Annotated in this window: 14 protein-coding genes; 8 read left to right on the forward strand and 6 right to left on the reverse strand. The window is 43.6% G+C overall.

Features of this window, described 5'->3' with window-relative positions; genetic code table 11:
* Window positions 1–90: 90 nt before the first annotated feature.
* The gene (locus ITG12_RS04415; RefSeq protein ID WP_042601805.1) at window positions 91–1,845 is read left to right on the forward strand and encodes a DEAD/DEAH box helicase; all 1,755 of its coding nucleotides are present in this window, start codon (window positions 91–93) and stop codon (window positions 1,843–1,845) included.
* A 62-nt stretch (window positions 1,846–1,907) separates the two neighbouring features.
* Here the strand turns inward: ITG12_RS04415 and ITG12_RS04420 are convergent, their stop codons facing one another.
* A complete protein-coding gene (locus ITG12_RS04420; RefSeq protein ID WP_038868730.1) occupies window positions 1,908–3,245 on the reverse strand; it encodes a GGDEF domain-containing protein in 1,338 nt (445 codons plus the stop codon).
* Window positions 3,246–3,583: 338 nt separating this feature from the next.
* Here ITG12_RS04420 and ITG12_RS04425 point away from each other — a divergent pair, with 338 nt between their 5' ends.
* Genes ITG12_RS04425 through ITG12_RS04435 form a run of 3 tightly spaced genes read left to right on the forward strand, consistent with a single transcriptional unit; the run spans window position 3,584 to window position 6,039 of the window.
* Window positions 3,584–4,012, forward strand: coding sequence for a hypothetical protein (locus ITG12_RS04425; RefSeq protein ID WP_038874596.1), 429 nt, complete (start codon window positions 3,584–3,586; stop codon window positions 4,010–4,012).
* Window positions 4,013–4,040: 28 nt separating this feature from the next.
* Window positions 4,041–4,700, forward strand: a complete 660-nt coding sequence (locus tag ITG12_RS04430) for a response regulator transcription factor (RefSeq protein WP_038868732.1) — start codon at window positions 4,041–4,043, stop codon at window positions 4,698–4,700.
* Complete coding sequence (locus ITG12_RS04435; protein WP_248873745.1) at window positions 4,690–6,039, forward strand: ATP-binding protein; 1,350 nt, start codon at window positions 4,690–4,692, stop codon at window positions 6,037–6,039. The genes ITG12_RS04430 and ITG12_RS04435 overlap by 11 nt, the downstream gene beginning before the upstream one ends.
* Here the strand turns inward: ITG12_RS04435 and ITG12_RS04440 are convergent.
* Together ITG12_RS04440 and ITG12_RS04445 are read right to left on the reverse strand one after the other, a co-directional pair.
* A complete protein-coding gene (locus ITG12_RS04440; RefSeq protein WP_248873747.1) occupies window positions 6,036–7,397 on the reverse strand; it encodes an LssY C-terminal domain-containing protein in 1,362 nt (453 codons plus the stop codon). The two genes, ITG12_RS04435 and ITG12_RS04440, sit on opposite strands and share 4 nt — an antisense overlap.
* A gap of 14 nt (window positions 7,398–7,411) precedes the next feature.
* Window positions 7,412–8,146 carry a glycosyltransferase gene (locus tag ITG12_RS04445; protein ID WP_248873748.1) on the reverse strand — a complete coding sequence of 245 codons (735 nt, stop codon included), beginning with the start codon at window positions 8,144–8,146 and terminating at the stop codon, window positions 7,412–7,414.
* Between the two features lie 420 nt (window positions 8,147–8,566).
* Here ITG12_RS04445 and rplY point away from each other — a divergent pair, with 420 nt between their 5' ends.
* Window positions 8,567–8,845 (forward strand): 50S ribosomal protein L25, encoded by a 279-nt coding sequence (gene rplY, locus ITG12_RS04450; RefSeq protein WP_038868737.1) that lies wholly within the window; start codon window positions 8,567–8,569, stop codon window positions 8,843–8,845.
* A 204-nt stretch (window positions 8,846–9,049) separates the two neighbouring features.
* Here rplY and ITG12_RS04455 read toward each other — a convergent pair whose 3' ends face one another.
* Complete coding sequence (locus ITG12_RS04455) at window positions 9,050–9,565, reverse strand: GNAT family N-acetyltransferase (protein ID WP_038868738.1); 516 nt, start codon at window positions 9,563–9,565, stop codon at window positions 9,050–9,052.
* 12 nt (window positions 9,566–9,577) lie between these two features.
* Window positions 9,578–10,285 carry a GNAT family N-acetyltransferase gene (locus tag ITG12_RS04460; RefSeq protein WP_054755898.1) on the reverse strand — a complete coding sequence of 236 codons (708 nt, stop codon included), beginning with the start codon at window positions 10,283–10,285 and terminating at the stop codon, window positions 9,578–9,580.
* 349 nt (window positions 10,286–10,634) lie between these two features.
* Between ITG12_RS04460 and ushA the strand changes: the two genes are divergently transcribed.
* Window positions 10,635–12,338 carry a bifunctional UDP-sugar hydrolase/5'-nucleotidase UshA gene (gene ushA, locus ITG12_RS04465; RefSeq protein WP_038868741.1) on the forward strand — a complete coding sequence of 568 codons (1,704 nt, stop codon included), beginning with the start codon at window positions 10,635–10,637 and terminating at the stop codon, window positions 12,336–12,338.
* A 445-nt stretch (window positions 12,339–12,783) separates the two neighbouring features.
* Window positions 12,784–13,005 carry a hypothetical protein gene (locus tag ITG12_RS04470; RefSeq protein WP_038868743.1) on the forward strand — a complete coding sequence of 74 codons (222 nt, stop codon included), beginning with the start codon at window positions 12,784–12,786 and terminating at the stop codon, window positions 13,003–13,005.
* A gap of 101 nt (window positions 13,006–13,106) precedes the next feature.
* Here ITG12_RS04470 and ITG12_RS04475 read toward each other — a convergent pair whose 3' ends face one another.
* The gene (locus ITG12_RS04475) at window positions 13,107–13,355 is read right to left on the reverse strand and encodes a DUF1289 domain-containing protein (RefSeq protein WP_248873750.1); all 249 of its coding nucleotides are present in this window, start codon (window positions 13,353–13,355) and stop codon (window positions 13,107–13,109) included.
* Between the two features lie 220 nt (window positions 13,356–13,575).
* On the opposite strand from ITG12_RS04475, the gene ITG12_RS04480 reads away from it, so the two are divergent.
* Window positions 13,576–14,022 carry an META domain-containing protein gene (locus ITG12_RS04480; protein ID WP_038874586.1) on the forward strand — a complete coding sequence of 149 codons (447 nt, stop codon included), beginning with the start codon at window positions 13,576–13,578 and terminating at the stop codon, window positions 14,020–14,022.
* Window positions 14,023–14,089 lie beyond the last annotated feature (67 nt).

Here is a 14,089-nt window from a genome sequence, read left to right on the forward strand (position 1 = left end):
AGTAAAACCGCACTCAAAAGTCACTTGGGTATAAAAGTCGGGTATTATAGCGATCCTAATTAGAATAGTTGAGCAATTTCACAGATTTTCATGTACACCCTTCGCCCTTACCAAGCCGACTCTGTAAAAGCGGTGATTCATTATTTTCGCAAACACACCACACCAGCGGTCATTGTACTACCAACAGGTGCCGGTAAGAGTTTGGTTATTGCAGAACTGGCGAGACTCGCCAAGGGACGCGTATTAGTGCTCGCACACGTTAAAGAGTTGGTGGAACAAAACCACGCCAAGTATGAAGGCTACGATTTAAAAGGCTCAGTTTTTTCGGCGGGTTTAGGCAGAAAAGAAACCGATCAACAGGTGGTATTCGCATCCGTTCAATCAGTCGTACGCAATTTAGATTCATTCAAAAACCAATTTTCCTTGCTGGTCATTGATGAATGCCACCGCGTACCCGATGATAAAGACAGCAGCTACCAAAAAGTCATCACTCACCTAAGAGAGCTCAATCCAGGTATCAAGGTCCTTGGCTTAACCGCAACGCCATATCGTCTTGGGATGGGGTGGATTTACCAATACCACACTCGCGGACAAGTTCGTACCGAAGAACCTCGTTTTTTCCGTGATTGTATCTTCGAACTACCTATTCGTTATTTATTGGATGAAAACTTCTTAACACCTGCACGCATGATGGATGCACCAGTACTGTCCTACGACTTCTCGCAGCTTAAGCCAGCCAGTACTGGACGATACAAAGAAGCCGAAATGGATATGGTGATCGACAAAGCCAAACGCGCCACGCCACAAATCGTTGAACAGATCATTCAATACGCCAAAGAACGTCAAGGTGTGATGGTATTTGCTGCGACGGTACGACACGCTCAAGAAATTCATGGGTTATTACCTGAAGGGGAAACATCCATTGTGATTGGTGATACACCAACTCCAGAGCGAGATGCGATCATTCAGTCGTTTAAAAACCGTGAGATTAAATACCTAGTTAACGTCTCCGTTTTAACCACAGGCTTCGATGCACCGCATGTTGATTTGATCGCGATTCTACGGCCCACGGAATCAGTCAGCTTGTATCAGCAAATTGTTGGTCGTGGTCTGCGTTTATCAGAAGGCAAAACCGAATGTTTAGTGCTCGATTATGCCGGTAACAGCTATGACTTATACCAACCAGAAGTGGGCGACCCAAAGCCAGACTCCACCAGCGAGATCATCACTATTCCCTGCCCTGCTTGCGGGTTCAACAATAACTTTTGGGGCAAGTTAGACAGCAATGGTTTCTTGCTTGAGCACTTTGGCCGTCGCTGCCAAGGCTATTTTGAAGATGACGAAACCGGAGAACGCGAGCATTGTGGTTATCGGTTTAGAGCAAAATATTGCGGTGAATGCGGCGCTGATAACGACATTGCGGCGCGTATTTGTCATGAGTGCGATGCCACCCTTGTCGATCCAGACAAAAAACTCAAAGAAGCATTAAACCTGAAAGATGCGCTGATCTTCGAATGTACAGAAATGGATTTGTCGGTATTTAAGTCCAGTGACGGTAAGTCGCAACTGAAAGTGACATACTCTGGTGAAACCTATCAAGGCGAAGGCAATGCACTGGTACACGAGTTTTGGTCATTGAACACCAAAAAACAGAAGCAAACCTTCAAAGACCAGTTTGTGCGTCCTCACCTTGCCGACAAACATCGCCCATTTGAAGAGGCTTCCCCGACCAAAGTGGTCGCGAATCAGCATCGCTTTCGCTTACCTCAATTTGTAATAGCAAGAAAGTCTGGTCGTTTTTGGAAGTTACGAGACAAGATTTTTGAAGACGAATTAAAGCAGTAATCGGCACATTATCGCGTCCAGATTGAATACAACGGCGCGACATGATTACTGAAAACTCTCGGTTATTTTGAGCGGTACATATCCCGGTCAGCGAGTTCGATAACGTCTATCAGGGATTCATTCCCTGTTGCTTTGGCCACACCTGTCGTTACTTTTACTTCTACATTATAACGATCTAAAGGCTTGGCAACGATGTTCTCCTTGAGTCGTAAAGCTAAGTTTTCCGCAGATTCTAAGGAACAAGAAGGAATCACCGCTACAAACTCATCTCCGCCCAAACGAATCAACCAATCGCTTTGACGGAACGTAGATTGCATCGTTCGAGCAATATGAATCAATGCCATGTCACCAGCATTGTGGCCATGGTTGTCATTGATCTCTTTAAACTTATCACCGTCAATCAAAATCACAGAGTAGTGGCCTTGTTTTATTACCTGCTCAAATTCTTCATCTTCAAACACCTTCCGGTTATGTAGAGACGTCAATTCATCTTTGCTGGCATTTTTTATTGCATGCGCTAAGTGGTTTTGATGCCTTATATTAGAGGAATACAATCGATGGTAGGTGCGCACCAACCCCCAAGCGACCAACAACACCCATAGATTATCGATCAGCACCTTTACTACCGGAAGCTGATAGATAACCACGCTCGTATTATCGAGAGGTAGCACTAATCCTCCAGTAAGGTCATAAAAAGGGTACTTATCATGCCCTATCGTGACATAGTAATGCCCATTTACTTTTTCTGATGTGAGGCTTTGACCATCTAAAAAATGGTAGTTCACATAAACTTCAACAACGACATCTCCCAAAATCTGACCATTTAAATAAACGGGACTGGAGATGCTGAATGCGGTTTCACCGGTTTCTGTGTTATTGAAGTTTTCCGAGAAGATGACGCGATCCGCTAAGTCTGAGTCGTGCATATTCAAAGTACAGGAACGAGTTTGACTACATAGCATGGGATCAAACATCGATGCGTCGATAGCAAGATCATCATTCGCTTTCGAGAAGATAAGTTTCTTTCCCTCATAAGAACGATAGTAGATATGAACGTTAGGTCGTTCTGTTAGTTCTCTATTGTAGCGAAACAAGTCATCTAGAGCAGAAAACGCGATGCGTTCATTTGGGGTTAATTCTGCATCGTTAAGAGATTTAACTCGTTGCGAGCTCTCTATTTGTTGTTGGGTAAAGTTTACATCGGATTGGTTCTTCAAATCAGACTCGATTCGTAGCCCAGTTAATATCGCGGTACTTTTATAAAGTTCCAGATAGTTCGCAATAGAGGCAAACTCTTTTTCGCTGCGATTGATCGCCCATACGCTCATCACTGAAACTACGACGATATAGAGGCAAAACGAAATCACTAATGAGTTTTTCGACAATTTAAAAAGAAGCATTCTTTATCCTAGAACTCCATGCATACACTATGAACTGCACCGAGCTATCCAATTAAAGTGCTCTATGATTTGTCCAGACCAATTATATGTAACATTTATATCAACAACATATCGCGCGAAAAATATACATTTGTTGTGTTTTTGTTTATAGGCATGTTGCAAAACGCGAACCCTCCTTTTGCCTAATTAGTGTCAATTTTCTCTATAAGCTATTTAAATTACGGAATTTATATTTTTAACGGTTCGGGCGCAGAAAACTTTGCACCTAAATCCACATTCACTTTCCATTCATGTACAAGCGGATATAATTTTGCTAACTCTCCCAAAAAGGCTTTGCTATGTCTAAATCCTTCATTACACGCAAGCTACCCATGCTGTTAGGTTTAGTGCCACTTTTGTTGTCTGCGCCAAGCTTTGCGAATCATCACGATCACAGTGACCATCATGACGACAAAGATGGACACGCCATTGTTCGTGACGTTGAAAAACCGGGAACCCGAATTGAATTCGATGAAGATCAAGACGAAGTCTATCGCGCTGTGCAGAAAGGCTATATTCGCCCTTTCTCTGATATGTATGAAGCGGTGGAGAATGATCTTTATGGGCGTATTATTAAAGTAGAGTTGGAAGAAGATGACGATGAATGGGTTTACGAGCTAAAAATCCTATTCGATGACAGCGTGATCAAAGTGGAATACGATGCTGCTACGCTTGAAATGCTAGAAATCAAAGGTCGTAACTTTAATAAAGCGCTCAAACCGCAATAATCCATCAAACATAATAAGAAGAAAGAACATGAAAATACTTGTTGTCGAAGATGAACCTCGCCTAGGCGAACAAATTATCGAAACTTTAGAAAACAATGGTTGGGTACCAGAGTTATCCCAAGATGGCATTGATGCGCTTTATCGCGCGACGTCTGAAGAATGGGATGTGATCGTGCTTGATTTAGGCCTGCCAAAACTGGACGGTTTAACAGTACTTAAGGGGATTCGAGATGAGAACATTAATACCCCTGTTGTCATACTCAGTGCACGTGACACCCTATCCCAACGCGTTGAAGGCCTAAACGCAGGCGCGGATGACTACTTAACAAAGCCATTTGAAATGATGGAGTTAACGGCTCGATTACGAGCTCAATTACGTCGAGCATCTGGTAATGCTTCCCCAGTAATGAAGATTGGGGATTTGAGCCTAGATACGCGTTCTTCGAAAGTTCTATGGCAAGGACAAGCGGTTAGCCTTACTGCATTGGAATACAAAGTGGTCGCGTATTTCATGCATAACCCAGAGAAGGTCATTTCGCGTACTGAGTTGGTGGAACACATTTACAAACAAGACTTTGACCGTGACTCCAACACCATCGAAGTTTTTATCGGTCGTATTCGTAAGAAAATCGCACCAAAGATCATTAAGACAGTACGTGGCTTGGGGTATCAGTTGAATGCCGAGTAAAAACAAACTGCCAATGCACGTTCTCAAGCGGCTAAGTATTAAAAGCCGCTTAGTGCTTGCAGCGGTGGTTTGGCTCACCGCAATGATCCTCGCTGCCGGCGTGACAATTCCAACTCAAGTTTATCATTACATGGTGGATGACACTCGTTCACAATTAAATGTCTTTATGGACGAAATAGCCGCTCAGCTTGAAGTTGACAGTAAGGGACAACTCTCTCTTTCTACTCAACTTTCCGACCCTCGCTTTAGTCGCCCTTACAGTGGTTTATACTGGAGCGCCTCCACAGAGACCAACCTCGAACGCTCACGTTCACTTTGGGATAAAAAAATCACTTATAAGGGGCTTGATAAAAACGCGTTTGGTGCACGAGATGAAAAACTCATCACCATAAAGAAAACCCTTTATCTGCCCGACTATAACGGTCCTATCGATATCATCATTGGTGTTGATGAAGATCCAATTGAACACACTATTCAATCTCTCACCGGTCAATTGTGGATTATATTAGGCTTGCTATTCGCCGGCGTCTTAGCAGTTATCTTGCTTCAGATCGCTTGGTCATTGAGTCCCCTAACGAAGCTGCAAAGAGAGCTTGCCGAGCTCAAATCGGGCAACAAGAAGGGGCTGGAAGAAGAATATCCAAAAGAAATTTCACCTCTAATTTCCGATCTGAATGCCTTGCTCTTTCACTACCAAGAGCTACTTGAACGAGCGCGTAACCACGGGGGTAACTTATCTCACGCGTTAAAAACACCACTCTCCGTGTTAAAAAACGAAGTGCAGAGCTTAGCCCCTGAAACTCAAACGAGATTGAATGCGCCGATTAGTCAGATTCAACAACATATTGATTACCACTTAGGCCGAGCTCGTATGGCCGGCTCTATGAACATCCTATCGGTAAAATCTAACCCATCAGAACGCGTTGATGCGATCTCTATGGCGTTCGATAAAGTGTATGCCGTAAGAGAAGTCACATTAATCAATGAACTTGATTCTGAGTTGAACGTTGCCGTTGAGAAAACGGATCTTGATGAAATGGTGGGTAATCTACTAGAGAATGGTTACAAATGGGCAGCGAGCATTATTCGTGTCCATTCTACGCAAGACAAAGACAACATTCACATCATCGTTGAGGATGATGGACCTGGTATCCCCGCCGAGCAGTTATGTCAGGTAATCAAACGTGGTTACCGATTGGATGAAACCACCCCTGGCTCAGGTTTAGGCCTGAATATTGTGAGTGAGATGGCCCACAGTTATCGTGGCCAGCTTGAGCTTTCACAAAGCAAAATGGGCGGTTTAAAAGCCACCCTTATTTTGCAAAAGAGTCGAGTTTAAATCACATCCGGTGATAACACTGAAATGGCACTTATCGATGTTTCATCGTTAGGTGCCATTTTTGTATCTGATTGCTGATTAGGCACATTTAAAGCGAGTGAAGGCTCGCTAATCAACAAGACATTCCCATCAGAGTAATAGTCATGTTGATTGTCCATCGCGACAGGTTGCGCCAACGAATGCAATTCCCCTACTAAGGCTAGATGACTCATTTCGATTTGATTCGCCAGACGGTCTCTTTCACTGTCTACGTTTGGATCAATCCGGTGCAAAACGGTCACAATACCGGAATAGTGCGCTAATTTAAGTCCATCATCATAGCTTATCGCCCCAACCCAAACCGACTGATTTGAGCTTGCCTCGTGCCCTGCTTGCCACCAGCGTATATGAGAGCGTTTAAGTAAGCTTCCGGGTTCTTGAAATGCCATCGCTTGTGGTTTGCCATTCCAAAACAAATCCGACACAGGTGGCAGCTTTTGCTTCAACAAACTCACATAATCAGACAACTCAATGTCGTTTCTTGAGAATGTTTGATTTTCTAGCCAACCGAGTTCTTGCATTAAGACTCTCGGTGATTCACCGACGTAGACCAAATTTACAGCCTGAGCGTCAAACACATTGGAACGTCCTGGGTACACTTTAAAACCGAGATCGTTAAACGCGATTGGTTGAATCTCAGTGGACTCGACTTGCTGAACATTATCGTCAGCAAGATAGAAAAAATGACCATAGTTTGCAGCAACCAAACACAACACTAATGCCGTCAGTGATTTGGTCCACTTGCGTGACCAGTTCTTTTTCCACGCAACAACGGTAAATGTCACAGCCACCAATACCGAAGCAATAAGAAGTTTATGTTCAATTAAGATTAACTTTAAGGAATCCAATGGCAACCAAGTTTGCAGACCTGCAGCAAGCAAATATCCAGCAACAACAAATTGCCCAACACCGAGTATCAAACCTATTGATGAACAGATGGTAAAGCGCTTCCAACTCACGTTCACTGAACCCGCCATAAATGGCACGACCCAAGCGACTGGGCCTAGTAGACGTGCAAAGATCAAAATGGCGTTACCACGCTTTTTCATCAGCAAGCGACAACGGGCAATTGGGCGCTTCGTCTTAGCTTGCCAACGAATTAGCTTTCTCTGGGTTTTAGAACCCGAATGTTTACCAATAAAGTAACTGAGTTGATCACCAAACCAACCACCAATGAGGACGGCGATTACGCCCCAGATGATGCCTTGGTGTAATTGATAGCCCGCAGCGAGCAGAAACGGCTCGCCCGGGACAAAGAGATTTGGTCCAATCGTCGCATCCAGAAATGCCCCGAAGAACAGACTGATCGCTTCCAGCATACAGCCTCCAACGATTATGAGTGTTGATCTTTATAGTGACCGAATTTGTATTCCATTTCGTTGTTACGCATTTCCCCAAAGAAGAATCGACGTACATTCGCTTTGAAATAGGTCATGCCCATTTTAAAGAAACCATCTTGCTCCAAACGACGCGGATCGAATTCGAATGTCATTGGTAAAAAGCGGAATCGCCATGTTTTTGAAGCGCGTTTCACGTAATCACAATCTTCGCAAAGCGTGATGGATTCATCAAAACCGTTAAGCTCTTTATGCGCACGCTTGGTCGAGAAAATACACGCGCCAACAGCCGTTGGGAATGTGTACTGGGTAATGAACAAGCCTGTATTAAACAAGCCATAGCCAAGTTTGTGCGCCATTGGTAATTCCTTTGCCCCCATGTACACACCGGCCACTTCTAACTTCGCATCTTCTAACTTGCTCATTGCACGACTTAGAAAGTCGCTTGGCAAACGTACGTCTGCATCCAAGAAAAGAATGCGTTCGTATTTCGCCAACTCTGCCCCCGTGTTACGTCCTAAGCTGACACCACGAGTCTCCATTTGATGAACGGTAAGTTCCAGCAATGAGCTTTCGTAAGCTTGTGCAACTTCACGAGTCGAATCTTCGCTGTTCGAGTCCACCACAACCACTTCAAATTTCTGATGTGTTTGTTTAGTTAAATCTTCGAGTAGTCGACCAATACGTTTTTCTTCATTTAGAGTAATAATCACGATACTGACTGGGTTCATAATGCGCTCCATTGATGCTCTCGTTAGGTGTTGGGCCAAGAATAGAACCGAGTGGCTTAACGGTTACTGAGGTCAGCATTCATTTTGCGTTCATTTCGTTAATAACAGATGTCGATGATTACCCATTCACAAAAATGATGCCTGTCGAGAAAGGGAAGAAAAATACAAGTAAAGGAAGGTAAATAGGTTAAAATCGCCTCAAAGTGAACAAACTTTTATCTAAGCGATAAAACTTGCACTCTTACTATCCAAAGATTGCTGTCTTTTTATTGATTTGGGTGCATTTATGGTTGCTGAACCCAGACCAGGATGATAGTATCCGCGCTCGCTTGAACAGTTCCTGTTTCAAGCTTTACCACGAACTCAAGGTCGCATTGTGGTTCGTGAAGTTTAATTTTTACTAATTTGAGAGTAAATACTATGAAATTCGAAGCAGTAGTACGTACTGAACTAGGTAAAGGTGCGAGCCGCCGCCTACGTCACGCTGGCAAATTCCCTGCAGTTGTATACGGCGGTGAAGCAGCAGCAGTTGCTATCGTTCTTAACCACGACGAGATCGTTAACCAAATGGACAAGCCTGAGTTCTACGAAGGTATCGTTCTAGTGATCGACGGCGCTGAAGTTAAAGTTAAGCCACAAGACGTTCAACGTCACGCGTTCAAGCCAAAAGTTGAGCACATGGACTTCATCCGTATCTAATTCCCTACCAAGGAATTAACGGATAAAATCCAAACCTTTTGCATAAAAAGATTATCGGACTTACCAACCGAGATATCTAAAAAATTCAAAACCCCGGAGCCTTACCATCTCCGGGGTTTTACTATATATGGCCGATGAAAATTCCCACGCAAACTCCAAACACAAGAGAGCCCCAAACATGGGAGCGCCATGGATTCGAACCAACTATGTTCGTGCGATGTACTTCACCAAAGTGAGGTCATTCAACACCATGCCCTCAATGACCTCTGCCTCCTCCTCTCCTGACCGCACAAAGCCACATTTTTTATAGAAGTTCAGCCCCTGTTGATTCGTATCCAACGCTTTAAGGCTGATTTGCATCACCGGTGTGGACAACAAACGCGTTTCTAGCTCATCAATCAATGCGCTACCCGCTCCTTGCCCGTAGTAAAGAGGCGAAACATAACAACAAGTGACAACTGCTGTCTTATCCTCACTAGAATGATTCGGTAGCTCGTAGCTGAGAAAACCAACTATCTCTTTACCCTTCTCTACCACAATCAAATTTGCCAATTGTTCTGTCATCACTCGTGTCCACATCTTTTCTCTGCGCTCAAGAGTAAACTGACAAATATAACTTTCAGGCATCAATCCTTTATAGGCGACTTGCCATGAATCGACATGAATCTTGGCGATAAGCCTAGCTTCGTCCCTTAGTGCGTTTCTTACTGTATATCCCATTGCGCGCCTTTCTTATAACTCTTGAGTAAACACTCTCTGACGACTGTATGCTTCAAATCCCAGTGATTGGCACAACTTTATTGAAGGTGTATTTTCAATGTTTACTCGATACCTAACTTTACGCTGTCTTGCCTTCACCTCACGGACTAAGTGAGCAAGCAGCCGCTTCCCATACCCTTTCCCTCTCGCATATGGAGAAACCAATATGGACAAAGATTCAAACGGTTCCTTTCCCGGATAACAATATGACGCCAGTACCGCAACGAGCTTTTCATTGTCGAAGATGCCATAAAAGAAATGACTATCCAGCTCAAAGTCCGCCTTTTCTATATCCTCACTACTATTCTGGCTTAAAAAGAATTCAAGTAATGAAAGATCGGATTCGATAGTAAGCGGAATTATTTCGTCATCATTGTTGACGTTATCGTCATTAAATAAATAGTAGTCGACATCGTCATAATCACAGAAGAATTGCTTATTATTTAATTTCCGTTCGATCTCACTTGGTTGAAAATGTCTTATTTTATTCCATAGCTCTTCGGGACAGGATATAAACGTCGTTGCATCGGATTGGTATAAAAAAACCGCAGCCTGATCGGAGAACTTTTTCCAATATTCAGGGTCGTAAGAGTAACCGTTGTACATTTTATCGATGGCTGTGAACTGCTTCTGCCAAGAGCAATCGATTTCCGCTGTGAGCGCGGCTGATTTTTTGAGCATCCCTACCTCTCAACATGCTGTACAGAAAAATCTTAACTATATGTTTCGCATACATTATAAAAACATGAATCTGGTAAAATAATAATCAATCCTTGGTTCATATCTCGCCAAAATGCGTATTGATTCACACTAAGAAAACACATTCAATTGAGCTGCTCACAATTTTAATAAACCACTTCACAAAAGCCTTTCTAAATACGATTTCTGTTTATTTGTCGACATCCATTGCAGGCTTGTTATTTCCTTTATTCAACAAAACTATAAATAAGATATAGATCACTAAAGTTTCACACTAATTCCGTATATTTCACGCCGTAATAAAATCAAAATCACAAAGAAAGGATCCCTTATGAAGTTTTATAAATCCCTCTTGGTACTTTCTGTCGGTGCTGCGCTAGCTGGATGTGGCTCAGACAGCGACAACTCTCCAGTTACCTGTGAGACCGCAGACTCTTGTACTAAATTTACTGTTCTTCATACCAACGATAACCACGGTCGCTTTTGGCACAACAGCGACGGCGAGTACGGTATGGCAGCACGTAAAACACTTATCGAATCTATTCGTGCAGAAGTTGCTGAAAACGGTGGTGAGTCAATTCTGCTGTCTGGCGGTGACATCAACACAGGTGTACCAGAGTCAGACATGCAAGATGCCGTGCCAGACTTCGTAGGTATGAACCTTATTGGTTACGATGCAATGGCTGTCGGTAACCACGAATTTGATAACTCTCTAGACGTATTAGACATGCAAGCGGAGCTTGCTGACTTCCCGATGCTAGCTGCAAACATCTACAAGAAAGATGCAGACGGCAAAGTAACTGATGAACGTTACTTCGACCCTTACAAAGTATTCACGGTTAACGGTCTTAAAGTGGCGGTTATCGGTCTTACAACGAAAGATACTGCAAAACTGGTAAACCCAGACAATGTTGCGGATATCTACTTCGAAGATCCACAAGTTGAAATCCAAAAAGTACTTGCAGAAATCGAAGCAAACGAGAAAGTTGACCTAGTGTTCGCTACAACACACATGGGCCACTACCAAGATGGTCAACACGGCAGCGAAGCACCTGGCGATGTTCTACTTGCACGTTCTCTTGAAGAAGGTGAGCTGGACGCAATCATTGGTGGTCACTCTCAAAACCCAGTATGTATGGAACCTGGCACAAACAACTACGCTGACTTCAAACCAGGTGATGACTGTGCTCCAGACCAACAAAACGGTACTTACATCATGCAAGCGCATGAGTGGGGTAAATACGTAGGTCGTGCAGACTTCGAATTTTACGACGGTAAACTGCACCTAGCTAAATACGCACTAATCCCTGTAAACCTTCTTGATGACAACGATGAAGTGATCGGTGAGTACATCAAGCACGATGCAACAGTGAAGTCGATCCTTCTTCCTTACCAACAACAAGGTCAAGACTTGTTGGATGTTAAAGTTTCAGAAACTGACGGCAAACTTGAAGGCGACCGTGGCGTAGTTCGTTCAGAGCAAACTAACCTTGGCCACCTATTGGGTGAGGCATACCGCACTTATGAGCTAGTTAACGCTGACTTTGGTGTAATGAACTCAGGTGGTGTGCGTGACTCAATCCAGAAAGGCGATATCGCTTACCGCGATGTACTAACCGTACAACCTTTCGGTAACTTCGTAACCAAAGCAACGATGACCGGCCAAGAAGTTAAAGATTACCTAGACGTAGTTGCTACGAAATCTGCGGGCTCTGGTGCTTACGCTCAACTAGACAACATCACGCTATCTGTTGATTGTGACGCAAGCGATGTCACTATCACAGACATCAACGGTAAGGGCTTCAACCTAGCGGATACTTACACGTTCTCAGTGATCAGCTTCAGCGCGGCTGGCGGTGATGATTACCCAGTGATCGATGTTGAATCAACTCAAATGACAGATGCTTCTGTACTGCGTGAGTTCTTCGTTAAAAACCCTCAGATCTCTGCGGCAGACTTTGACAAGAATCTAGGCAATATCGAGTACTTCAGCAACGGTCAAGCTGTGAAAGGTTGTCCTGCTTCAGGTAGCTAAGCTACTAAGACCTTGTCTACACTTAGATGTTGACAGCTATTCGGTTGCATAACAATCGAAACAAAAGCGTGTCAGACTGACTCTAAGACCAACCGGAGCCCAAGTGGCTCCGGTTTTTTTATTGGTGCTAAATCCCTGAAAAAGCAGCCCCTTCATAAATCGTTCAAAAAATGTTCATTTGTGTTATTGACGCCCATGTGCGGGGCTTCTATGTTTGATAAGGTCTTTCAAATAAGCAGATTCATTGACTAACTTTCGCGATTCATTTTTATTCGCGCAGCTAATGATTCTGAGAAAGATTTGAATGGCGTTACAAACACTGCTCTCAAACAATTTGCCTTTAGGACTTCAAACGACGGCGTTGTGTCTCCACGTGCACGCCAATGAGCAGCGATCTGGACGTCAATGTGTTCAAACTGCTGCCATCGAGTTCTGGAGGTCAAAAATGAAACGAGCCAGCAACAGCTACAGACTGCAACTGATTAAAGAAGTGGTAACTCGCAGAGAACGTGAAGCATGTACTGATCCCATGGCAAACTATATTCATCAACTGATGGATGAACTGCCAACCAGTCGATTAGAGGTGGAGCAAAACCACCGCTTTGCCGGAAGCCACTTTGACGAACAAGCAGGAGGCTGGGTCAGTGACCAATGGTCAATGAAATAACGCCAACCACTTTTTCAGAGGTGGAAAATGGATAGGAGCTTCCCGGCTCTTATGGATAAGTATCTCAGACTGGGCCGGGAATAGTTGAATCCCACTATCAACTAAAACAAGTCTTGCTGCGGTGATGATCCATCCTGTGGCGATTCTGCTTTTACCTTCCCTGCCAATACCTTTCTTCTATAGCGTTGACGACATAGCTTGATCACGTGTAACTGTTGTGCAGGGGTAAAGCTTAGCCAATTAAACCGCTCTTCTCTCTTACGCATGCATCCCTTGCAATACCCTTTTTCGTCGGAAGTGCAAATTCCAACGCAAGGACTTGGGACGGTAAAAAACTCCAGTTGCTCCATGCTCAAACCGTTCTATCGTTAGCTTGTTTAAATCCAATACGTTAATAGTCGAATAACTGTAAGAAATTTCTAAGTTTTCGGTGAATATCAATACCGATAATGGGATCTCTGTTATAAAATACGCTGTGTTTAAAAACATACGAAACCATAACCGTATGCTGACAAAAACAGTGTTTTATTACCTATACTTACCACGTTTTCTAAAAACGGAGTCAATAAAATGAAGCTTAGCCTAAAAACGTTAGTAGCAGCAATCTCACTTCCAGTTCTGATGACTGCATGCGCTAGCAACGGTGATAATGTGAAAGAAATTACGGCTCAAGATCTACAGCACCATAACTGGGAGCTGGTTCAAATCGATGGCAAAAACATTGCATCGGAAGAACAAAAGAAAGCCCCTCGCTTAGAAATTGGTGAAAACCTAACAGCGAACGGCAACGCAGGTTGTAACAACTTCTTCGGTCAAGCAGAACTGAAAGACAACCAACTGCGCATTGAGAAAATGGGTATGACCATGATGATGTGCGTAGGCGATCAAATGAAGATTGAAAAAGTAATGTCTGAAACGCTTTCTGATTGGAGCGACGTTACTCTGACTAACGACGGTCTAGTACTGAAAAACGCAGATCACGAACTAACGTTCACACTGCGTGACTGGGTAAACTAATCCCATATTCAGTTTCTAAGACGATACGTCTCTGAAATGATGAGTCTCTAAAAAAGCAGCCATTGGC

It is taken from the genome of Vibrio sp. ED002 (genome assembly GCF_023277445.1).
Lineage (GTDB): Bacteria > Pseudomonadota > Gammaproteobacteria > Enterobacterales > Vibrionaceae > Vibrio > Vibrio jasicida.

Excerpts from the sequence above, each read along its gene's own strand:
- ITG12_RS04415 (WP_042601805.1), top strand. The coding sequence starts at position 91 with ATGTACACCCTTCGCCCTTACCAAGCCGACTCTGTAAAAGCGGTGATT.
- ITG12_RS04420 (WP_038868730.1), bottom strand. The coding sequence starts at position 3,245 with ATGCTTCTTTTTAAATTGTCGAAAAACTCATTAGTGATTTCGTTTTGC.
- ITG12_RS04425 (WP_038874596.1), top strand. The coding sequence starts at position 3,584 with ATGTCTAAATCCTTCATTACACGCAAGCTACCCATGCTGTTAGGTTTA.
- ITG12_RS04430 (WP_038868732.1), top strand. The coding sequence starts at position 4,041 with ATGAAAATACTTGTTGTCGAAGATGAACCTCGCCTAGGCGAACAAATT.
- ITG12_RS04435 (WP_248873745.1), top strand. The coding sequence starts at position 4,690 with ATGCCGAGTAAAAACAAACTGCCAATGCACGTTCTCAAGCGGCTAAGT.
- ITG12_RS04440 (WP_248873747.1), bottom strand. The coding sequence starts at position 7,397 with ATGCTGGAAGCGATCAGTCTGTTCTTCGGGGCATTTCTGGATGCGACG.
- ITG12_RS04445 (WP_248873748.1), bottom strand. The coding sequence starts at position 8,146 with ATGAACCCAGTCAGTATCGTGATTATTACTCTAAATGAAGAAAAACGT.
- rplY (WP_038868737.1), top strand. The coding sequence starts at position 8,567 with ATGAAATTCGAAGCAGTAGTACGTACTGAACTAGGTAAAGGTGCGAGC.
- ITG12_RS04455 (WP_038868738.1), bottom strand. The coding sequence starts at position 9,565 with ATGGGATATACAGTAAGAAACGCACTAAGGGACGAAGCTAGGCTTATC.
- ITG12_RS04460 (WP_054755898.1), bottom strand. The coding sequence starts at position 10,285 with ATGCTCAAAAAATCAGCCGCGCTCACAGCGGAAATCGATTGCTCTTGG.
- ushA (WP_038868741.1), top strand. The coding sequence starts at position 10,635 with ATGAAGTTTTATAAATCCCTCTTGGTACTTTCTGTCGGTGCTGCGCTA.
- ITG12_RS04470 (WP_038868743.1), top strand. The coding sequence starts at position 12,784 with ATGAAACGAGCCAGCAACAGCTACAGACTGCAACTGATTAAAGAAGTG.
- ITG12_RS04475 (WP_248873750.1), bottom strand. The coding sequence starts at position 13,355 with ATGGAGCAACTGGAGTTTTTTACCGTCCCAAGTCCTTGCGTTGGAATT.
- ITG12_RS04480 (WP_038874586.1), top strand. The coding sequence starts at position 13,576 with ATGAAGCTTAGCCTAAAAACGTTAGTAGCAGCAATCTCACTTCCAGTT.